The 21,212-nt window shown below is 60.9% G+C and carries 18 protein-coding genes; 12 read left to right on the plus strand and 6 right to left on the minus strand.

What is annotated here, in order from left to right:
* Positions 1–122: 122 nt before the first annotated feature.
* From A0U94_RS03655 to A0U94_RS03670, 4 genes are read left to right on the plus strand one after another with little or no spacing between them, the layout of a single operon-like run.
* A complete protein-coding gene (locus tag A0U94_RS03655; protein WP_062030798.1) occupies positions 123–509 on the plus strand; it encodes a hypothetical protein in 387 nt (128 codons plus the stop codon).
* The gene (locus A0U94_RS03660) at positions 506–1,462 is read left to right on the plus strand and encodes a hypothetical protein (RefSeq protein WP_077802473.1); all 957 of its coding nucleotides are present in this window, start codon (positions 506–508) and stop codon (positions 1,460–1,462) included. Before A0U94_RS03655 ends, A0U94_RS03660 begins: the two co-directional genes overlap by 4 nt.
* 51 nt (positions 1,463–1,513) lie before the next feature.
* Entirely contained in the window at positions 1,514–2,371 is an 858-nt protein-coding gene (locus A0U94_RS03665) for a heavy metal-binding domain-containing protein (protein WP_077802474.1), read from the plus strand.
* 1 nt (position 2,372) lies between these two features.
* Positions 2,373–3,614, plus strand: a complete 1,242-nt coding sequence (locus A0U94_RS03670) for a toxic anion resistance protein (protein ID WP_167369345.1) — start codon at positions 2,373–2,375, stop codon at positions 3,612–3,614.
* On the opposite strand, the gene A0U94_RS03675 is transcribed toward A0U94_RS03670, so the two are convergent.
* Positions 3,605–6,538 carry an ATP-dependent DNA helicase gene (locus A0U94_RS03675; RefSeq protein ID WP_077802476.1) on the minus strand — a complete coding sequence of 978 codons (2,934 nt, stop codon included), beginning with the start codon at positions 6,536–6,538 and terminating at the stop codon, positions 3,605–3,607. The genes A0U94_RS03670 and A0U94_RS03675 overlap by 10 nt on opposite strands.
* 210 nt (positions 6,539–6,748) lie before the next feature.
* Between A0U94_RS03675 and A0U94_RS03680 the strand changes: the two genes are divergently transcribed.
* From A0U94_RS03680 to A0U94_RS03690, 3 genes are all read left to right on the plus strand, one after another.
* Positions 6,749–8,392, plus strand: a complete 1,644-nt coding sequence (locus A0U94_RS03680) for a lysine--tRNA ligase (RefSeq protein ID WP_077802477.1) — start codon at positions 6,749–6,751, stop codon at positions 8,390–8,392.
* Positions 8,393–8,536: 144 nt separating this feature from the next.
* On the plus strand, positions 8,537–10,555 hold the full coding sequence (locus tag A0U94_RS03685; protein WP_408735620.1) for a lysylphosphatidylglycerol synthase domain-containing protein: 2,019 nt from the start codon (positions 8,537–8,539) through the stop codon (positions 10,553–10,555).
* On the plus strand, positions 10,552–11,253 hold the full coding sequence (locus tag A0U94_RS03690) for a MarC family protein (RefSeq protein WP_077802479.1): 702 nt from the start codon (positions 10,552–10,554) through the stop codon (positions 11,251–11,253). Before A0U94_RS03685 ends, A0U94_RS03690 begins: the two co-directional genes overlap by 4 nt.
* A gap of 3 nt (positions 11,254–11,256) precedes the next feature.
* Here A0U94_RS03690 and A0U94_RS03695 read toward each other — a convergent pair whose 3' ends face one another.
* Positions 11,257–11,862, minus strand: a complete 606-nt coding sequence (locus A0U94_RS03695) for a uracil-DNA glycosylase family protein (RefSeq protein ID WP_062110477.1) — start codon at positions 11,860–11,862, stop codon at positions 11,257–11,259.
* Positions 11,859–12,422: an RNA 2',3'-cyclic phosphodiesterase gene (gene thpR / locus A0U94_RS03700; protein ID WP_077802480.1), complete on the minus strand. Its 564-nt coding sequence runs from the start codon at positions 12,420–12,422 to the stop codon at positions 11,859–11,861. The genes A0U94_RS03695 and thpR overlap by 4 nt, the downstream gene beginning before the upstream one ends.
* Positions 12,423–12,573: 151 nt before the next feature.
* Between thpR and A0U94_RS03705 the strand changes: the two genes are divergently transcribed.
* The 5 genes from A0U94_RS03705 (at position 12,574) to cyoD (ending at position 17,694) form a co-directional block, all read left to right on the plus strand.
* Positions 12,574–13,344: a Bax inhibitor-1/YccA family protein gene (locus A0U94_RS03705; protein WP_062030818.1), complete on the plus strand. Its 771-nt coding sequence runs from the start codon at positions 12,574–12,576 to the stop codon at positions 13,342–13,344.
* Between the two features lie 447 nt (positions 13,345–13,791).
* Positions 13,792–14,730 (plus strand): ubiquinol oxidase subunit II, encoded by a 939-nt coding sequence (cyoA, locus tag A0U94_RS03710; protein ID WP_062030820.1) that lies wholly within the window; start codon positions 13,792–13,794, stop codon positions 14,728–14,730.
* Positions 14,731–14,737: 7 nt separating this feature from the next.
* Positions 14,738–16,726 carry a cytochrome o ubiquinol oxidase subunit I gene (cyoB, locus tag A0U94_RS03715; protein WP_062030822.1) on the plus strand — a complete coding sequence of 663 codons (1,989 nt, stop codon included), beginning with the start codon at positions 14,738–14,740 and terminating at the stop codon, positions 16,724–16,726.
* Between the two features lie 18 nt (positions 16,727–16,744).
* The gene (gene cyoC / locus A0U94_RS03720; protein ID WP_062030824.1) at positions 16,745–17,365 is read left to right on the plus strand and encodes a cytochrome o ubiquinol oxidase subunit III; all 621 of its coding nucleotides are present in this window, start codon (positions 16,745–16,747) and stop codon (positions 17,363–17,365) included.
* Positions 17,365–17,694 (plus strand): cytochrome o ubiquinol oxidase subunit IV, encoded by a 330-nt coding sequence (cyoD, locus tag A0U94_RS03725; RefSeq protein ID WP_062030826.1) that lies wholly within the window; start codon positions 17,365–17,367, stop codon positions 17,692–17,694. The genes cyoC and cyoD overlap by 1 nt, the downstream gene beginning before the upstream one ends.
* 166 nt (positions 17,695–17,860) lie before the next feature.
* On the opposite strand, the gene fdxA is transcribed toward cyoD, so the two are convergent.
* From fdxA to A0U94_RS03740, 3 genes are all read right to left on the minus strand, one after another.
* Positions 17,861–18,193: a ferredoxin FdxA gene (gene fdxA / locus A0U94_RS03730; protein ID WP_062030828.1), complete on the minus strand. Its 333-nt coding sequence runs from the start codon at positions 18,191–18,193 to the stop codon at positions 17,861–17,863.
* 92 nt (positions 18,194–18,285) lie between these two features.
* Positions 18,286–18,564, minus strand: a complete 279-nt coding sequence (locus tag A0U94_RS03735) for an RNA-binding S4 domain-containing protein (RefSeq protein WP_062030830.1) — start codon at positions 18,562–18,564, stop codon at positions 18,286–18,288.
* Positions 18,561–21,158, minus strand: coding sequence for a helicase-related protein (locus tag A0U94_RS03740; protein WP_149026656.1), 2,598 nt, complete (start codon positions 21,156–21,158; stop codon positions 18,561–18,563). The genes A0U94_RS03735 and A0U94_RS03740 overlap by 4 nt, the downstream gene beginning before the upstream one ends.
* Between the last annotated feature and the right edge of the window lie 54 nt (positions 21,159–21,212).

The following is a 21,212-nucleotide window of genomic DNA, read 5'->3' on the forward strand; positions in this document are numbered from 1 at the left end:
TAAAAGGCCCCCGGTCATTGCGACCGGGGGCTTTTTTTATGTGAACTTTTCGAAAGCGGAATTTCCTGATTGACGCGGCATGAAACCTGTCGAAGTGTAACAGGGATGTCGAAGAGGGGCTCATGACCGGGACGATCGATGACCTTGCGGCACTGATCCGGGAAGCGGAAGGCGGCCGGGAGCGGTTTTTGGAGAAGTTCGCCGCGTTTTGTGAGCAGGCCTTTCCACGGCAGGCAACCGTGACGCGCAGGGCACGAGGATGGCTGAAGCGAACGGTCGAGATCGAGGATCTTTCCCTCAGGTTTGAAACGCGGGTTTTCGTGCTCCGGCGAGACGGGGCCGGGGTCGTGGCCGAAATTGCCCACGAGGTGCGGGGCGTGATCATCAGCCGCAAGGCGGTTCCGGTCCGGGACTGGATTACGCAGTTGCGTCAGAAAATCCATGAGGCCGGGCTGGCCGTTTCCGGCGAAGGGCATGCGGCTGCGGAGTTGACGGATTTCCGGCCATGATGCGCCTGTTTCCGTGGTCTTCCAGTTCAAAGAAAGAGACTGAGGCACGGGCGTTTCACGAACTTGATGGCCGGGTGCGCCCTCTGGTGCGTCTGGGATCGGTGCGGCAGGCACTTCTGACGCCGTCCATGGCCATTGCGCCGCTGGGGAATGTTCATGCCGAAACCTGGTGGAAGTCCGGGATGGGCTGGCAGGGCGTGCATGAAGCCGGGTGGCGGACGGCGGCGGACAGGATTCGCGAACAGGCGCGGGCGCTTGGTGCGGATGCGGTTCTAAACCTGCGGTACCGGCTTGAGCATCATGGCGGCGCGCTGGGGTTCATGCTGCATGGCGAGGCCGTACGGGTGCCACAGCTTGAACGCCTGGGTGTGCTGCTCTGTATGCCGTGGAATGCGGCGACGCTGGATGTGGCGCTCTCGGCGGGGATCGTGCCGGTGAGCTATGGCGTCGGGACGTGGGAAGAGGTCCGGTATACGGGGCTTCTGGAAGGTTTTTTCGATGCGATGAGCATTGGGGAGAGCACGCTTCTGACGCAGGCGAAGCGGGACGCGCGGGATGCGGCGACACAGAGCCTGCGGAACGATCCGATGTGTCAGAACTGGGATGGCGCACTGGGGCATGATGAGACGGTTGGACTGGTTGTTCGGTCGGAGAGGGGTGTTGTGCGGTCGATCCAGATCCGGGCGGCTGTGAGTATCCTCGGGTATCGGCGGATTGGTGGGCACGGTGCGGTTTCGCCCGCCATGGTCTGCGGGCTGGAGGATATTGTGCGGACCGGCATGCAGCACCGCCCCCTGTTCGCTGGAGTCTCCAACCGGATTGAAGTTGAGGACGAGGCGGGGGAAGGGCGCGTTGAAGCGGCCGTTCTCGGGCTTGAGGTCGGCGGTGAAGTCGTCAGCGAAGTAGCCGAGGGGCTTGGTGGCCTGTTTGACGGATTAAATGATCTTTTCTGAGGCGCTTTTTTAGCGGTCTCGTGTTCTTTTGGATTTTGCAGCGGGATTCCCATGGGCATCTTTGATCAGGTTCCGGGTTTTGACAGTCTTCCTCCGGGTTGGGGTGGGAGCGGTGCTTCAGAACCCGTGCAGGGTGGTGCGATGCCGCCTGTGAGGGCTGCTGGCGGGCGGGTTGCGACGTCGGATTTCAGCGTGCGCGAACTGCTGGTTGTTGAGCAGGCCGGGTTCCGGGCGCTGGGATTGTGTCTGGGGAACAGCATCTGGAAGGTGCAGGCCAATACGCAGTTCCGCAACACGTCCTATGAACTGACGGATCTGACGGGGGCGATGTATGGCGCGCGTGAGAAAGCGGTCGAAATCATGCGCGAAGAGGCCGAGCAGCTTGGCGCGGACGGGATCGTGGGAACGCGGCTGGAGATTTCGCAGCTTGCGGATAGCGGGATGCTGGAGTTCCGGGCGTTCGGAACAGCCATCGTGCATGCCGAGGGACATCCGGGATATCGGCGTCCGGACGGACGACCGTTCACGTCTGATCTGTCAGGGCAGGATTTTGCGTTGGCGCTGCGGTCCGGGCGGCGGCCGCTGGATCTGGTTCTGGGCTGTTGCGTGCAGCATATTCCGCGCCGGAGCCTGATGACGACGCTCAAGCAGGCTATGCAGTGCGTGGAGCTCGATCTGTTTACGCAGGCCTATTACACGGCTCGCGAGCACGCGATGGAGCGGATGTCGGCCCATGCAGCGGAAGTCGGGGCCAATGAGATCATCGGGACGACGTTGCGTGAGGAATCGCATGTCTGGGGCGACCATATCGTGGAGTTTCTGGCCATCGGAACGGCCATGTATGACACTGGAAAGCCGGACCCGAATTTCCGTATCGACCCCACCTTCACCCTGACGCTGGATGACTGACATGAGTGCTGACGAGACCAGACCTCTGGATCTGAGCAACCTCTATGCCGACGAGCCTGCGCCCGCTCCTGTGAAGGTTGAGGCTCCGGCTACCACTGGGGCTGTGCCTGCGGTGCTGGAGCCGATGCCAGCTTTTCCGCGGCTGGTGGAGATCAGCCGTCTGCCGGCGGATATGGTTGAAGAGGCGCATCGACGAGCCAGGACGATTGATTTTGCGGATCTGAATACGCTTCTGTCGCATGGCATGGGTGCGCTGGGGGAGCTTGCGAAGGTTTCAGACCGGATGCTTGCGGGGCGGACGCTGGGTGAAAGCGATGCGGTCGGAGAAATTGCGGCAGGCGTTCTGGATGGTGTGAAAATCCTGCGGATCGGCGATCTGCAGAAGCTGGCACGGGGCGAAGGTGGGGCTCCGGGTGGGTTTCTGGCGAAAATGGGTGGACTGCTGGGTGGCGCAAAAGATGCGCTCGGCGGGTTTGCCGAGAACCGCAAGAAGTTCAATGCTCTGATGGATCAGCAGGAAGCCAAGGCGCGGGTCACGATTGCGGATCTCAAACGGAACATCACGTCGTTCGAGGATATGTATCAGGCGCTCCGGCATGGCGTGCGGGAGCTGAATATCGACATCGCGGCCGGCCAGCTTGCGCTGGAAGAAGGCGAGCGGAAAGTCGAGGCATTGCGGCAGCACGCAATGGAAACGCAGGACCCTGTGGATGCTGCCGAGGTCATGGAACTGCGCGGGCGTCTGGCGAATTTTTCAGGGCATCTGAGCGAGCAGCGTGAAGGGCTGATGCGGGCTGCCCTGACCATTCCGATGATCAAGAGCACGCGTGAGGCCGCGGAAGCACGGATCATGGCGCTGCATTCGGCGCTGACGAAGACCATTCCCAATCTGAAGGCAGCCTGTGCGGTGGCGGTGGGGCAGGTGGATAACCGTAATGCCGCCACGGCGCGCGATGCACTGAACGAGGCGGATCGCAAAATCCTTGGGCTTGTGGCGGATGGCGCGCTGGATGCGGCGCGGACGACGGCCTCCAGTCGGGGTGTAGGCCCGCGGCAGATGGAGGCGCTGGCGCAGGCGGCGGATAAGGTGACGCAGGCTCTGGGCGAAATGGCGCAGAACGACAGACTCGCGGCCGAGCGGGCGCAGGAGCAGGAAAAGGAACTGCACCAGCTTCGGGACCGCTTGGCAACCAGCATGCGCAGCCTGGCGCAGCATTCCGTGCAGCCCCTGGGTCAGCCCTGAAGGAGGGGCGGTTCGTTTTCCTGCTCCTCGGGGTGCAGGAAGCGGGTGATGTCTTCCAGAGCATCGGCCAGGGACATGCGGCGGACGTCCACGCCGTCGGGAAAAGCCGAGAGGAGACGTGAGGGCATCCGGCGGTCCAGCATCACGAACACGCCGCGATCATTCCCCTGCCGGATCAGGCGGCCAAATGCCTGTCGCAGGCGCATCCGGGTGATGCGGTCGTCGTAATCGCCCGGGCGACCTTCAGAGAGCAGACGGCGGCGTTCACGGTGCAGGATGTCGGGTCGGGGCCAGGGCGTCTTTTCGAACACGACCATGCGCAGCGCTTCGCCGGGGACATCCACGCCGTCGCGCATGGCGTCTGTTCCCAGCAGGCAGCTATGGGTTTCGGTGCGGAAGACATCTACGAGGGTGGCGTTGTCCATCGCATCGACATGCTGGGCGTAGAGCGGAAAGCCCTGCGTTTCCAGCGGTTCGTGAATGCGGCGATGGACTTCACGCAGGCGGCGGATGGCCGTGAAGAGGCCGAGCGCACCGCCGCCTGCGGTTTCGAACAGGGCGCGGAAGGCATGGGCGAGTGACGGGATTTCGACCGAAACATCCGTGATGACATAGGCGCGCGTCTGCGTGGCGTAGTCGAACGGACTCATGACCGAGGCACGGATAGGCGGCTTGAGGAAATGCGTGGCGCCCAGATGCAGTTCGGCCGCGTGCCAGCTTGCTTCGTTCTGTGCATCTCCATGGCCGGTCTGGTCGCGCAGGGTGGCGGACGTCATGAGCAGGCCGTGGGCGGGTGTCTGGATCGTTGAGACGAAGGGAATGGTCGGGTCCAGCCAGTGCCGGTACAGGCCGATGTCATGATCGCCCTGTGTCGCGCGGGTGCGAGGAAGGCGTTCGGTGCGGATGAAGTCCACGAAGGTGGGGGTGGCGTCCGGTTCGGGGGGCGTCTGAAGCGCGTCCAGCATGCCGATCCAGCCGGACAGGCGGCTGATGGCGCGGCGGTGCAGAGTGCGGATCATGGCCTCGATGCGCTGGCGGGTCGGGGCGTCCATTTCCGCGTCGTCCTCGGCCTGTGCGGCGAGGCGGTCGGTCAGCAGTTTCAGCGGATCACGCAGGCGCGTCAGGGCGCGGCTGAGGGTTTCGGAGGCTGCGGCGACCTCATTATTGACGGGATGCAGATCGCATTCCGCCGAAATATAGCCGTCTCGGCTATCCTTGGTCTGGCGTGCACGGAGCTGGTGGTCCAGCGCACGGAGAAAGGCTTCGGACGGATTTTCCGGCGCGGGTTCCTCGGGGATCAGCAGGGCAGGTGCGCTGGGCGGCGGAATAAAATCCGGATCTTCTTCAGGCGGCGCTTCGGGGCGCAGGCGCGTGCTCCAGCCAGGAGCGGGCAGGCTTCTTGCGGCCTGAAGCGCTGCGTGAAGCGGGGTGTCGATCATGGGGAGGCGTTCGACCAGATCATCGAGCCGCCGTTGCAGGCCACGGGCGCGGGAGCGGCTGCCCTCGGCACCGAGCAGCCAGCGCCGGAGTTCGGCGGCTTCGAGGCCCGAGAGGGCCGTGGCGAAGGCGCTGTCTGCTGCGTCGGGGATGTGGTGACCTTCATCGAAGACGTAGCGCGTGGGCGTCGTGTCCTCGTCAGGCAGGCCGGGCGGGGCGAGTGCGGCCCAGGCGGCCTGTGAAAGGACGAGGGCGTGGTTGGCGACGACCAGATCGGCCTGACGGGCGCGGCGGATTCCGTGTTCAACGAAGCAGGTCTGATAATGCGGGCAGGCGGCGTGGATGCATTCGCCGCGTCGATCGGCGATGCCAAAAAGCGTGCCATGCCCGAAGAGTTCGCCGAACCAGCCGGGAAGGTCTCCGCCCATGAGATCCCCGTCGCGGCTCGCTTCGGCCCAGCGGGCGAGCAGGGCCATCGGAAGGAGCGCGGCGTAACCGTCAGGGCCACGGGAACTGGCGACGTTGAGCAGGTCTTCCATGTTCAGCAGGCACAGATAGTTTTCCCGGCCTTTGCGGACGACGACTTTCTCCCGAAGAATCTTTTCACCCGGATAGAGACGGCGGAGTTCCTGTTCGATCTGGCGCTGGAGATGGCGGGTATAGGTGCTGATCCAGACGGCGCCGTCATTCTGTTCGGCCCAGAGGCTGGCGGGCGCGATATAGCCGAGTGTCTTGCCCGTGCCGGTTCCGGCTTCGGCGAGGACGACATTGGGGGAGCCGATGCTTTCGCGCGGCTCGAAAGCGGCCGTGGCGACAGAGGCGAAATCGGCCTGACCGGGGCGGATTTCGGCGTTTTCTCCAAGGATCTCACGCAGGCGCTGGCGGGCGGCGTTGGGTGAGACGGGCTGGCTTCCGGGCGCGGGACGCGGGGCGGTTTCTTCCCAGCGCGGCAGGCGCTTCCAGATGCGGATGGCTTCGTAAGGGTGGGCGCCCGTGGTGTCCCGCGGTGTTCCGAGAATGTCCGTGACCTCGCCGCTCCAGGCCCATCCGGCGCGGGTGAGAGGGACCATCAGGGCGCGCAGACGGGTGCCTTCGGGCGTTTCGGACTTGTGGCGCAGTTCGTCGAGCAGGGTTTCGCACAGGATGGGGAGGAGGTCCGCGCCGATGGTTTCGGGCGGTTCAATTCCGAGAGCAAGGGCCAGTCCGCGCGGGGTAGGGGCGACGGTCGTGGCAGGGCGGACGAACAGGAACAGGTCCAGCAGGTCGAACCACGGTACGGGCTGGGACAGCGGGGAGAGGTCCAGCGCGCGAAGTGCAGCGGGGCCGTGAACAAGAAGAGGCGGGGGAAGCTGTGTGAGGCGCTCGCGCGTTTCTTCTGCCGTCAGGTCCAGCAACTCGCCATCCGGCGTCAGAAGGGACGACAGGCCACGACGGGCGATGAGGGCCGGAGCGTCGAATGGCGACAGGAAGGTGGGGGCGCGGGGCATTGGGGCTAGTGTAGCGGGTAGGGAAAAATCCGGCGAGGATGTTTTGCGGGTTTTGCGAACGGAACGTGAAAGCTGGCTGTCTGCAAGGGGTTAGAAAGCGCGGAAAAGTCATTGAAATATTTCGTAATACAATGGACGCCTCTGAGTGAAACCGCAATGTGTCGTATTGCTTGACCGGGAAGAGGTGTCTCCCTACCTTTTCCTGTAATCATGCAGAAATCCAAGACACCTATCGCCCCGTCCCTCTCTCCTGACGCGCCGCTTCCGAAAGCATGGCCGTTCGAAGAGGCGCGAAAAATCACCGCGCGCCTGGATGCGCGCGCGTCTGACGCTGCCGGAGAGGCTTCAGAACAGGCTCCGGCCCTTCTGGAAACGGGCTATGGCCCGTCGGGCCTGCCGCATATCGGCACGTTCGGCGAAGTGGCCCGTACGACCTGGGTCCGTCAGGCCTATGAGGCACTGACAGGCCGTCCGACGCGTCTGCTGGCATTTTCTGACGACATGGATGCTCTGCGCAAGGTGCCGACCAATGTGCCGCAGCAGGAGCTTCTGACGAAGCATATTGGCCTGCCGCTGACACGGGTTCCCGATCCGTTTGGCGAATATGACAGCTTTGCCGCGCATAATAACGCGCGTCTTCGCCAGTTCCTCGACAGTTTCGGTTTTGAATACGAGTTCGCGTCCGCCACGCAGTATTACACCAACGGCACGTTCGATGCGGCCCTGCGCCGGATGCTTGAAGTCCATGACGAAGTCGTGGCGACCATTATTCCGACGCTTGGTCCGGAGCGCCGCGCGACCTATTCGCCGGTTCTGCCGATCCATCCCGAAACCGGTCAGGTCATGCAGGTGCCGATCATCAAGGTTGATCCGGATGCCGGCACGGTTGTCTGGAAAGACGAGACCGGCAAGACGTTCGAGACGTCCGTTCTGGGCGGTCATGCCAAGATGCAGTGGAAGGCCGACTGGGCCATGCGCTGGTATGCTCTGGGCGTGGATTATGAAATGTCCGGCAAGGATCTGATCGACAGTGTGAAGCTGTCCTCGAAGATCTGCCGTATTTTGGGCAAGGAACCGCCTGCGGGTCTGACCTATGAGCTGTTCCTCGATGCGCAGGGACAGAAGATCAGCAAGTCCAAGGGCAATGGCCTGTCGGTTGAGGAATGGCTGCGTTACGGCACGCCGGAAAGTCTGGGGCAGTACATGTTCCAACAGCCGACGCGGGCCAAGCGCCTGTTCTTCGATGTCATTCCGCGCGCGACGGATGATTACCTGACGCTCGTGCAGAAAGCCGAGACGCAGGAAGGGCCGGATCTGCTGGCCAATCCTGTCTGGTTCATTCACGGCGGGACGATCCGTCCGCAGGACACCAGCCCGGTCTCGTATACGGCGCTGCTGAACCTTGCGAACGTGGCCAATGCCGACAAGCCCGAGACGCTGTGGAAGTTCCTGCGCCGCTATGATCCGACGCTGTCGCCCGAGACGCATCCGTATGTGGATCGGCTGGTGCGCTGTGCGCTGACGTATTTCCAGGAGCAGGTTTACCCGAACAAGACCTATCGCGCGCCGACCGAGACCGAGCGCAAGGGGCTCGTGGATCTTGCGGACGAACTGGCAAAGCTCGCGCCGGAAACGCCGCCGGGCGACGTGCAGGATGTCGTGTTTGAAGTCGGAAAGCGCTATTTCGAGAAGTCCGAGCTGCGGTCGTGGTTCGGGTGCCTGTATGAGGTTCTGCTCGGGCAGACCGAAGGGCCGCGTTTCGGGATTTTCGCCTCCCTGTTCGGGCTGCCGGAAACGGTGGGCCTGATTAGGGAAGCTCTCGTGCGGCCTGTTGAAGAGCCTGTACAGGGCTGAGCCGTGGGCGCGCCCAAAGATAAAAGACCGGGGGACAAGAGGCTGGAACTCCGGTCGCCGGACGCTCAGCCCCCGTCCGTGAAAGACGCGGTATGCGCAGCGGTAGAGACAGATCCCGTAGACTGCGGGTGTGAGGACGCCAGCCTGTCGAAACGACGCTGGCAGGTTCTCCTGTCGCGCGCGCCGGCTCTTGTGGGGCTGGTTCTGCTGATGGCGGCTGTGGTCGTCATCTGGCGGGAACTGCGACATCTTTCGCTGCATGACATCACCACGAGCCTGAGCGCCATTCCGGATTCCGCGCTGCTGGCCGGTGGGGCCGCGACGGTTCTGTCGTATTTCATTCTATCCTTCTATGACCGGCTGGCGTGTCTGCATGTCCGGGCGGACGTGTCGTATCAGCGCTCCGCGTTTGCGGCGTTCTGTTCTTATGTGCTGTCCCACAATCTGGGTTGTGCAGCGATTTCAGGGGCGGCGGTGCGCTTCCGGCTCTACCGGAGCTGGGGTGTGGCGCCGGGTGCAATCGCGCAGATCATTGCTTTCTGCTCCGCGACCTATCTGCTCGGCACGATGGCGTTAATTGGGGGAATCCTGATTATCGAGCCACACGCGGTGCCAGTTCTGATGCATCTGCCGACGTTTCTGCTGAGATTTGTCGGGCTCGGGCTGTGGGGCGTACTTCTGGCCTATGTGCTGGTGTCACGCGTTCGGCGGCATGTCCGTGTCTGGAAATACGAGATCGAGCTTCCGGGACCAGGGATTGCAATTGCTCAGATCGCGGTCAGTGCAGCGGACATGGCGGCAACGGCGCTCATTGCGTATTGCGTGCTGCCGCCTCTGCCGCCGGAAGCTCATTTTGGGTTCGGGACCTTTCTGGCGATCTATCTTGCGTCTTACACGGCCGGCCTGATGGCGAGCGTTCCGGGGGGACTGGGCGTTTTTGATGGGGCCATGTTGCTGGCGTTGCAGGCTTATCTGCCAACGTCGCAGATCATGGGCGCGATCCTCGTGTTCCGGCTTTTCTATTACATCATCCCCCTTCTGATTGCGGGGTTGATGTTCGCGGGGCATGAACTGTTCCTGCGGGGAGAGCAGGCTCTGGTCTCGGCCGGACAGACGCCGCGCAGGGTCAGGCCCAGTCAGGTCATTCGGGAATCGGAAGCGGATTTTTCGGTGGCGGTGGCGACAAGCGTGCAGGCTGTCGTCGGACTCCTGCTGCTGCTGTATGCGCTGGTGGCGGACCTGCCGCCTCTGCAGACGTCCTTCTGGGCAGCGGTGTCACAGATTGCAGATCTTCTGCTGACGGTGGTTGGCGTTGGGCTTGCGGCGCTCTCCTGGGGGCTGTCACAGCGTGTGGCATTGGCCTGGAAATTTTCCCTCGGGATGCTGGGGGCGGCGGTTCTGCTGCTGATCCTGCGTCATGCACCGTGGGAAGGACCGGTTGTCATAGCGCTCGTGATGCTGCTGCTGTTGCCGTTCCGGAACTGCTATTATCGCCGGGCACATCTTCTGACTGCCCCGCTGACGCCAGCTACGCTAGCGCCACTCTCGCTGTGGGGACTGGGGCTCATGGGGGTGGGCTGGGTTGCGGTGCAGCGGCATCTGGGGCCGATCTGGTGGCGCTCCATGATCTATGATGCCCATACGGCTGTCGGGCGCTGGTTTCTGGGTTTTTCGGCCTTGTGCGGATTCTACGTTCTGTGGCGCGGAATGCGCCGGACGCGGATCCGCTTCGAAGCCTGGACGGCCGAAAACGCCTGCCGCTACCATAGCCTGGCCCATGCGCTCCCTCAACTGGGCGCACGCCGTCCGACGGGGTTGCTGTTGGATGAAGCTGGGCGTGCGGCCATCCCGTTCCTGCGGACGGGGCAGTTCATTATCGGGTTGGGCGATCCCGCGGGCTCCGAACGGAACTGTGTGGCTGCCATCTGGCGACTGCGGGATCTGGCGTTGCAGGAAGGCTGCAAGCTCGCTTTCATACAGGTTGGCCAGTCTTTGATGGCCGTTTATAACGATCTGGGACTGACGGTCTGTCCAGACAGGACAGCCGGGACGGTATGCTGTTTTTCCGAGGATTATCGGATGCTGCGGGCTTTTCTGAAGGGTGAGGAACGGCTGGCACGCAAGCGCCAGCCTCAGGCTGTATCGGGGCTGACAGGCTCATGAGCATGGCGCCCGGGCTGGGAAATACGCTCAGCAGCTGGCTGATTGCCTTTCCGGCGCTGTTCTCGATCATCAATCCGCTTGGAGCCTCGCTGATTTTCGCGCAGGCCACGGAAGGGCGTGAGCGCCGCGAAGTCGTTGAACTCGCGCGTCAGGTGGCGCTGAATTCTCTGGGCATCATGCTGGTGTCCATCTGGTTCGGAAGCTGGATTCTCGGGTTTTTCGGCATTTCGATCAATGCCCTGCGAATCACCGGCGGCCTTGTGGTGGCGTCCCGTGCCTGGGTGATGCTGTTGCAGCCCGAAACGTCCGAAGCCCGCAAGGAGAAACAGGCGCTTCAGGGCGGCCGGACCGTAACGACGCCGGATCTGCGGGAGCGGGCGTTTTTTCCGCTGGCAATGCCGTTTACGGTGGGGCCGGGCAGCATTTCCGTCGCCATTGCCCTGAGTTCGTCAACGCCGCCCCATATGCCGACGGCGGACTATTATCTCGGTGTGTCCGCTGCGGCCACGACCATGGCTGTCGTGGTGGCCATCGTTTATGCCTATGCCGAACGTGTTGTGGCGATGCTGGGTGTGACGGGCGCGCGGATTGTCAGCCGTCTCGCTGCCCTGATCCTGCTCGCAATCGGGGTGCAGATCCTCGCATCCGGCGTCGAAGGTTTTCTGATCGAGGCGCTGAAGCAGGCGAAAGCGGCCTGAGGGTCAGCGCTCCGCAAGGACGGCATGGACTCGTTCTCGCAGGGCGGGGATGACCTCCTCCTGAAACCACGGCGCTTTCTTTTCCCACACGCCGGTTCGCCATGACGGATGGGGCAGGGGAAAATATTCGGGCAGATAATTCCTGAAATTCCTGACACGTTCCGTGACCGAACCACGTCCCAGAACATGGTTCTGGGAATAGCTGCCCACAAGAAGGGTCAGGCGAACATCAGGCAGGAGCGACAGAATACGCTGGCGCCACAGGGGAGCACATTCGGGGCGCGGCGGTTTGTCGCCGCCCTGAGGCAGGCGCCCGGGATAGCAGAGGCCCATTGGCAAAATCGCGACGTGCCGGGTGTCGTAAAAAATGTCTTCCGGGATATCGAGCCAGCTTCTGAGGCGATTTCCGGACGGGTCGAAAAACGATTTGCCGGCGATATGGGCCTTGGTGCCCGGTGCCTGACTTGCGATCAGGATTCTGGACGTTGCGGAGGCGTGGATCAGAGGGCGTGCGCCCAGAGGGAGGTGAGCCTCACAGACACGGCAGGCACGGACTTCCCCAAGAAGCGCGTCAAGGCGCTCCTCTGGGGAGGGAGCGGGTCGGGTCATTCTTCCTCGGGGATCAGGGGCATTTCCGGCTGCCAGGCATATTCAGCTCTCGGAATATAGACATGCTCTCCAAGGCTACGTAGGCTTTCAAAAAGCGTAACGTGCTCTACGGACATCGGTTTGCTGCGGAAGAGATTGTGTCGCTGCACCCACTGGATGGCGTCCGACCGCTGGCTGGATGAGAAATGCCCCAGCGTGACGGCTGGCTGGAAGCGCCGTTTCGCAGGAGGGCATCCGGCCCGGCGAAGGACGCTTTCGACCTGGGACTGGAGCGTCTCAAGTTGTGGAGTGCGTTCGACCCCGATCAAAAGGCTGTCGGCATTGAGCCCCTCGCGGATGTCAGCCTGCGCGAGCGACAGATCGAATGGCTTCCAGGCCAGGCGGGAGAGAGCCAGGTCAATCTCCTCCAATCGGTGCCTGTCCGTGATTTCTCCGATAAAGCGGAGGGTGATGTGATGGTTTTGTGCAGGAACCCATTGCACGCCAGGCATGGAACCGCGCATCAGCGCAAGCGTTTCCCGGATGTCGACAGGAAGGTCGAGTGCGACAAAAAGTCTCAAGAGGTGCGTTTCCCATGAAAAATAAGTAAGGGATGGCGGAGTATTCTTGACCCCTCCGGCAAAACTCCCACATTCAGGTGGAGTGTACGGACGGCCCTCCCTGGTTCGTCAAGCGCCCTTTTCAGAAGGGCATCTCATTGGAAAAGGTGTCATGGCTTTTAATTCCAACTTCAGCAGAGCCGGTGTGCAGGCCGGAGCCGGCAGCCTTGATGCCGGACTTCGCGCTTATATGTGCAGGGTCTTCAACTGGATGGCGCTTGGTCTGGTGATCACGGGAGTGGTCGCCTATGGCGTCGCACAGACTTCCCTTCGCGCCCTGTTTTTCCATCTGGCAGAAACGCCGAACGGCGCGCTTGTCCTGCGGCCGACCCTTCTGGGTGGCATCAGCATCTTTGCGCCGCTTGTTTTCGTGATGGTTCTGTCTTTTGGCGTCAACCGTCTGTCCCGTCCTGCCGTGCAGGGAATTTTCCTGCTGTTCAGTGCCGCAATGGGCGCCAGCATGGCCAGCATTCTGCTGAGCTATACGGGTGTTTCCGTAGCCCGGACGTTCTTTGTGACGGCCATTACATTCGCCGGAATGTCGCTGTGGGGATACACGACCGGCGCCAATCTCGCTCGACTCGGTTCGTTCCTGTTCATGGGGCTGATCGGTATCGTTCTGGCCTCGGTGGTGAACATTTTCCTGCACAGTTCGCCGCTGGCCATGCTGGTTTCAGTAATAGGTGTGGGTCTTTTCACCCTGCTTGCGGCCTATGATACGCAGCGGATCAAGATCACGTACCAGCAGTACATGGCCTATGCTGGTCCAGACGAAGTAGCGAAGCTGAGCGTTTATGATGCGCTGACGATGTATCTCAATTTCGTGAACCTGTTTCAGTTTCTTATCCAGTTCATGGGTGTTCGTTCAGGTAACAGTGACTGACAGTACTGTCCGGACGATACTGGGCATCGGGAAAGGGGCGGCAGTTGATGCCGCCCCTTTCTGCTTTTTGGACCAATAAAGTCTTGAATTATTTTCGCGAATTCTAAAGAGACTTACATTAAAAATCTGTAATTTTATGGATTAATGAAAGTCTTAATTAGATCAAATGTGGCGAAAAACAGCCATTTCAACCTGAGAGTCATGTGGAGGAAAGGCTCACGAAATCCGTGATAAGCCTTGTCTTTGAGGCGATTCAGGCAGAAAAAACCTGAGGAACCGGGACAGCCGTGTCCCATGCTGAATGAACTTCAGGATCGGATCTTTGATCCGGTTCCTGACGTCAGGATACGAACGAGAAAGGTAGCAGACTATGGCAGCGTTCGGCGGCACTGATGCGGACCTTATCGTGTCAAACCGTTTCCCGGCGACTACTGCAAGCCGGAACGGATGATGAAAGCAGGACCGATGAAAAAACTCTGGCGATATCTCCCAGCGTTGCCGGCGCTGATGCTATCGGGTTGTACGGTTGATCTGCTTCAGCCGCGCGGCCCGGTCGCAGAAATGAACCGCGATGTCATGGTGGCGGAATTCGTCATCATGATGCTCGTTGTGGTTCCCACCTGCGTCGCGACGCTTTATTTTGCGTGGAAGTATCGTGCTTCCAACAAAGAGGCCGAATACCTCCCGACCTGGGATCATTCGACCGCAATTGAATATGTCATCTGGGGTGTTCCCGCCATTCTGATCGCCTTCCTTGGCGCCATCAGCTGGTGGAGTACGCATGCCTATGACCCGTACCGCCCGCTTCAGACGGATGACAATGTCAAGCCGCTGAACGTTCAGGTGGTTTCTCTCGACTGGAAGTGGCTGTTCATCTATCCGGACCTGGGGATCGCAACGATCAACCAGCTGGATGTGCCGACGAACACGCCGCTCGACTTCCAGATTACGTCTGATTCCGTCATGACGTCGTTCTTCATCCCCCGTCTGGGCTCGATGATCTACGCCATGCCGGGTCAGCAGACGCAGCTGCATCTGATTGCAAGCGCACCGGGGGATTACCTTGGTGAAGCATCGCAGTTCAGCGGTCGCGGTTTCTCGGATATGAAGTTCCGTACTCTCGCCATGGACCCCGCTCAGTTCAACGACTGGGTCGAGAAAGTGAAGAGCGGAAGCGAAAATCTCGACGATACCACATACCCGAAATATGCTGCACCGCAGGAAGCTGCACCGGTACAGTATTTCGCGCATGTCCAGCCGGATCTCTTCGACGGCATCGTAGCCAAGTATAACAATGGCATGGTGGTGGACAAGACGACGGGCAAGGTCATGCACATGCAGTCCGTTCTCAACGCTGCACCGTCCGACACTGGCATGAAGGAATAACCGACAGATGCTCGGAAAACTCTCCTTTTCAGCCATACCGTTGGATGTGCCGATTCTTGTCGGTACATTCCTTGGTGTTGCTGTTATCGGTCTCGCCGTACTGGGTGCTGTCACCTATTATGGCAAATGGGGCTATCTCTGGCGTGAATGGCTGACGACTGTCGACCACAAGCGTCTTGCTGTGATGTACGTCATTCTGGCGATCGTCATGCTGTTCCGTGGTTTTGCGGACGCCATCATGATGCGGACCCAGCTTGCGCTGGCCTATAATGGTAACCCCGGTTATCTGCCGCCGCATCACTACGACCAGGTCTTCTCCGCTCACGGCACCATCATGATCTTCTTCATGGCGATGGCGTTCATGACGGGCCTGATGAACCTGGTGGTTCCCCTTCAGATCGGTGCACGTGACGTGGCGTTCCCGTTCCTGAACTCGCTCAGCTTCTATATGACGCTGGTCGGAGCCCTGCTGATCAACATCTCGCTGTTCATCGGTGAGTTTGCACAGTGCGGCTGGCTGGTTTACCCGCCTCTGTCCGAGATGCAGTTCAGCCCGGGTGTCGGCGTTGACTACTATATCTGGGCTGTTCAGATCTCCGGTGTCGGTACGTTGCTGACGGGCGTGAACTTCTTCACGACCATTGTCAAAATGCGTGCGCCTGGCATGGGCTGGATGCAGATGCCGGTGTTCACCTGGACTGCGTTCTGCACGACCGTGCTGATCATGGTGTCCTTCCCGGTTCTGACGGTAACGCTGGCTCTGCTCAGCCTTGACCGTTACCTCGGCATGCACTTCTTCACGAATGATGCCGGCGGCAACGTCATGCTCTACCTCAGCATGATCTGGACCTGGGGCCATCCGGAAGTTTACATCCTCGTCATTCCGGCGTTCGGTGTGTTCTCCGAGGTCACGGCAACGTTCTCCCAGAAGCCGCTCTTCGGCTACAAGACGATGGTGTACGCCACGTGCTCCATCATGGTGCTCTCCTTCGTCGTGTGGGTGCATCACTTCTTCACCATGGGTGCCGGTGCCAACGTCAATACCTTCTTCGGTATCATGACGATGATCATCGCCGTCCCGACGGGTGTGAAGATCTTCAACTGGCTGTTCACGATGTATAAGGGCCGCGTGGAATTCACGGCTCCGATGTACTGGACGCTGGGCTTCATGATCACCTTCTCCATCGGTGGTATGACCGGTGTCATGATGGCCATGCCGGCTGCTGACTGGATCCTGCACAACTCCCTGTTCCTGATCGCCCACTTCCACAACGTCATCATCGGCGGCGTGTATTTCGGTTACATCGCGGGCATGGGCTTCTGGTTCCCGAAGGCTTTCGGCTTCAAGCTGAACGAAGCCTGGGGCAAGCGCGCTTTCTGGTGCTGGTTCGTCGGCTTCTATCTGGCCTTCGTCCCGCTCTATATCCTCGGTCTCGAGGGCATGACGCGTCGTATGAACCACTACGACAATCCCGACTGGTATCCGTGGATGCTGGTTGCTGAAGCCGGTGCAATCGTTATCGCCTGCGGTATCGTCTGCCAGCTGACGCAGCTCTACGTGTCCATCCGTGACCGTAACCTGCCCGAGAACCTTGATCTGACGGGTGATCCGTGGAACGGCCGTACGCTGGAGTGGTCCATCTCTTCTCCGCCGCCGGCTTACAACTTCGCGGTCATTCCTGACATTCATGGTCTCGACACGTTCCACACCGAGAAGCAGCTGGGTCTGAAGGCTCACGGCAAGCCGCTGGCTCCGATCCACATGCCGAAGAACACATCTGCTGGTGTCTTCATCGGTCTGTTCAGCTTCATCCTCGGTTTCGCTTCGATCTGGTACATCTGGTGGCTTGCTGCCATCGGCCTGATCGGTATCGTTGCAACCATGATCCTGCGCAGCGCAAACCGCGACGTCGACTACTACGTCCCGGTGAGCGAAATCGAGCACAACGAGGAAGTCTATTCTCGTCGTATCGCTGCGGCGCAGGCAGCAGAGTAAGAGGGGGGCATAAGACTTATGGCTCACGAAGCAACAATGTCGCCTCTGGCACACGCCGACGATCACGGCGGGGAACATCATCACGAGACCCCCAACGTGTTCGGCTTCTGGCTCTACCTGATGACGGACTGCGTCCTGTTCGGGTCGATCTTCGCTGCCTTTGCGGTCCTCCGGAACCAGTATGCCGGTGGCCCGTCGGGCAAGGAACTGTTCGACCTGACGAACGTGGGGATCGAGACGGCTATCCTGCTGTTCTCGTCCATCACGTACGGCTTTGCCTCGCTGAACGCGCTGGCGAAGAACAAGACGATGGTTCTGGTCTGGCTTGCCGTCACGTTTGTGCTCGGCGCTTCCTTCGTCGGTCTGGAGGTGAACGAGTTCACCTCCATGATCGCAGAAGGCAATGGCCCTGACCGTTCTGCATTCCTCTCCGCGTTCTTCACGCTGGTGGGAACGCATGGTCTGCACGTCACCTGCGGCCTGATCTGGATGGTTGTCCTGATGGTGCAGATGATGGGTCCGCAGGATCTGTCCGAGCGTATGATGAACAAGTTGGCCTGCCTCAGCCTGTTCTGGCACTTCCTCGACATCGTCTGGATCTGTGTCTTCTCGTTCGTCTATCTCGCAGGAGTGATGTAATGGCTCAGGCACATACAGCCCACGATGGTAGCCACGGCTCCTATTCGGCTTATCTGATCGGCTTCGTTCTGGCCGTGATCCTGACGGTGGCATCTTTTGCCGCCGTCATGACCCACGCCCTGTCTCCAGGGATGGCGCTGGCCGCACTGACGGTTCTTGCCGTCGTGCAGATCGTCGTCCACCTGGTGTTCTTCCTTCACCTGAACACCAGCAGCGAGCAGAGCTGGAACCTGATGTGCTTCATCTTTGCTGCGGCATCGGTGATCGTCATCATCGGCGGCACGATCTTCATCATGCATGACACTGCGATCAACATGATGTCCCGCTAAGGTTTCTTTCGAAATCTTGTGGGAAGGGCTGGCGGGAGAAATCCTGCCAGCCCTTTTTTGTGCTTTGTGTCGCTCCGGGGGCGTGGCTTCCATCCGGGCAGCAGGCATAAAAAAACCCGGTCTCGTGAAAGACCGGGTGGGGTACGTCGGTTGTGTCGGAGGAAAATCAGCTCTGATGCGGTGCTTCGGACAGCATCGCAGCTTTGCCCGGCTTGTCTTTCCAATCTTCCGCATCTGGCATGGCGTCGATCTTGCGGGTCATGTTCGGCCATTGCGTCGAATATTTCGCATTGACTTCGATCCACGGTGCGGCGCGGTTGTCGCTGTCGGGGAAGATGGCTTCGGCCGGGCATTCCGGCTCACATACGCCGCAGTCGATGCATTCGTCCGGATTGATGACAAGGAAGTTCTCACCTGCGTAGAAGCAGTCTACGGGGCAGACTTCCACGCAATCCGTGAACTTGCAGCGAATGCAGTTTTCTGTGACCACATAGGTCATTGACGTCTCCGATCGTCTTGCTGGTCCGGCATCCGGCCGGTTTCATCCGAGCGGGATGATATGCGAAGGTTTGGCGTCAGACGCAAGCATCCTCAGCCGTCTTCTGTGATGACTTCATAAAGAAGTGCGGCTTCTTTTGCCGGACCGCGGCGTTCACCAAGATCCAAGACGCGCCACACGCGCACTTCTCCGCCAGAAACTGCGGGAAAAGTCAATATGTCCCCGATGTGAAGCCTGGCATGGGGCTTGCTGGTAGGCTGCCGGTTGATGCGGATGCGGCCTTTTCCGACGATGGCCGCGCAAAGCGGCCGTGTCTTGGCGATGCGGGCATAATAGAGCCACTGGTCCAGCCGCTGATAAGGCTCGCTCATGGACGGACTTTTTCCCTGAGGATGGCAAGGGCTGCGAAGGGGCTGTCAGTCCTCGGTGGGGAGGGGCGTCTGGGAGCAAAGCCATGTTGTGCGGATCTGGGGCGGCGTGAGGCGCGGGTCTTGCGGTCGTGGAGGATCATGAGAGGGCGCGGCGGACCGGAATGGCTTGGAGACGGGGTTTCTGCCGGTTGATGTGCGATTCCCAGACCTTTCAGGACGGCCGGCAGGGTGTCGGTCTTTACGCCAAGCCGCGAGGCCAGATCGGATGGCGCCGTATGGTCTCGGCGGAGTGCAAGCTGGTGCAGTTCCGCGATGCAGCGTTCTGCGATGTCGAGACGCAGGCCTGTATCCCCGGCGCGGATCCAGCCGAATTGACCCCTGATGTCAGCCCAGGGAAGAGAAACGCGACCGGGGGCTGTCGGACGGTGTGGAGTCTGCTGGTGCAGCGCATGTAGCAGTCCAAGAAGGTCCAGAGGGCGCGTCCGGAACAGGGCGGGGCAGAAGATCGAGAAGCGTCCGATCTCGACCCCGCCTTTACGCAGTTTCCCGCGTAGAGCGGGGGAAAGCGCATGGTCTTCAGGCAGGGTCTCGGTGATGCCGCCATCATCCATGAGGCGGTGGAGGATGGCACGCAGTCCGGGTTCGCGTTCAGCGAGGGCATGGGCGCGATAAAGAGCTTTGAGGTCTGTCTGGATGAGATGCATCACGAAAGCCAGCAGGCGGGTTTCGACGTGGCCTTTCTGGACAGTATCAGTGAACTCGGCGGGGAAAAGCTGGATGGCGGGACGGAGCAGGGAGGAACCTGCGCTAAGTAGGCCCAAAGGGGTTTCGTCCCAGAAAATATGTCCCGTCGTTGCGTCCAGTCTGAGGGCGGTGTCCGGTGCGTCCTGCAAGAGACGGATGCGGCGGGGGATTTCGTGGATGAGGGCTTTGCGTCCGGCCCGCAGGATCATCTGGCGCTCCGGGCCGGAAGCAACGTCCGTTTCCAGTGTGAAACCCCGGATGCGTCCGATGCTGTGGCCCTCCACCAGAACGTCGCCATCGGGTTTGACGGCGGATAGCAGCGTACGATCGCCGTCGCTGTCGAGGCGGCGCAGAAGCGTGGTGGCGCGGCGGTCCACGAAGCGGGCGGTAAGGCGCTCGTGCAGGGCGTCGGAAAGCTGGTCTTCGACCTCACGGGCGCGTTCCTGCCACATCGCGGAATGGCGGCTCCATTCGGTGCGGGCGGCGACATAGGAGCAGACCCGCACACCGGTCAGGCGGTGCATGAGGGTGTCGATATCGCCTTCGGTTTTGGCCAGCCCACGGATATGGCCTTCCATCCAGTTGGCGGGAATGGAGCCTTCCTTGACCAGATGGATATAGAGGCGCGCGCAGAGCCGGGTGTGGCTGTCATCGCCGAGCTTGCGGAAGTCGGGGATCTGACAGACGTCCCAGAGCAGGGTTGTGGCGCGCTTGCCTCGGGCGATCTCGCGGACATCCGGGTCAAGCATCAGAGATTCGAGTGTGGTGACGTCCGAGGCCACGCGGCCTGCGGTCAGGCCGCGCAGCGGTGGCGGCCGGGTCAGGCTTTTGAGCAGGTTGGCCGGGTTGGTGAAGTCGAGTTCGTGGTTGCGCCAGTAGAGGCGCTGGATCGGATCGAAGCGGTGCTGTTCGACAGCTTCGACGAGGGCGCTGGACATCGGCGGACAGTCGGCTGTGGTGCCGAAGGTGCCGTCTTTCATGCCGCGTCCGGCGCGCCCGGCGATCTGGGCAATTTCCTGCGGGAACAGCGGGCGCGGCACAGTGCCGTCGAATTTGCTGAGTTGCGCCAGGGCGACGTGATCGACGTCCATGTTCAGACCCATGCCGATGGCATCGGTTGCGACGAGATAGTCCACATCGCGGTTCTGATAGAGTTCGACCTGAGCGTTGCGGGTGCGGGGGCTAAGTTGGCCCATGATAACCGCACAGCCGCCACGGCGTCTGCGGATCACTTCAGCCAGCGCATAGACTTCGCTCATGGAGAAGGCGACGATGGCCGAACGTGGGGGCAGGCGGGAGAGTTTCGTGTGTCCGGTGCTGGCCAGACTCGAGAGGCGGGCGCGGATGTCGATTTCAATGCCGGGCACGAGCCTCTGAAGCAGCGGACGGATGGTCTCAGCGCCGAGGAACAGCGTCTCGACCGTGCCACGCGCGTGGAGCAGGCGGTCCGTGAAGACGTGTCCGCGATCGGGGTCGGAGGCGAGCTGGATTTCGTCAATGGCGATGAACTCGGCCTTGCGATCCAGCGGCATGGCCTCGACGGTGCAGGAAAACCAGCGCGCGCCGGGAGGCACGATTTTTTCCTCGCCCGTGATGAGGGCGACGTGACGCTCGCCCTTGATTTTGACGAGGCGTTCGTAGTTTTCCCGGGCCAGAAGGCGCAGGGGAAAGCCAATGATGCCGGACGCATGGGCCATCATGCGCGTTAAGGCATAATGGGTCTTGCCGGTATTGGTGGGGCCGAGGGCAGCACGGATGCTGGCTGGCATGGTATGGTCGCTGGACGAGGTTCCGTGGAATGCACCCTTCATGTCTGAATGGTCGGGTGCCTGCGGGGCAAAAGCAAGCATCTGAAGCCCTCCCGACGGATCTTTCTCGGGTGAGGCAGGTCTTTGAGGAAGAAA

This window comes from Gluconobacter albidus (assembly GCF_002005485.1).
In the GTDB taxonomy this organism is placed as follows: Bacteria; Pseudomonadota; Alphaproteobacteria; order Acetobacterales; family Acetobacteraceae; genus Gluconobacter; species Gluconobacter albidus.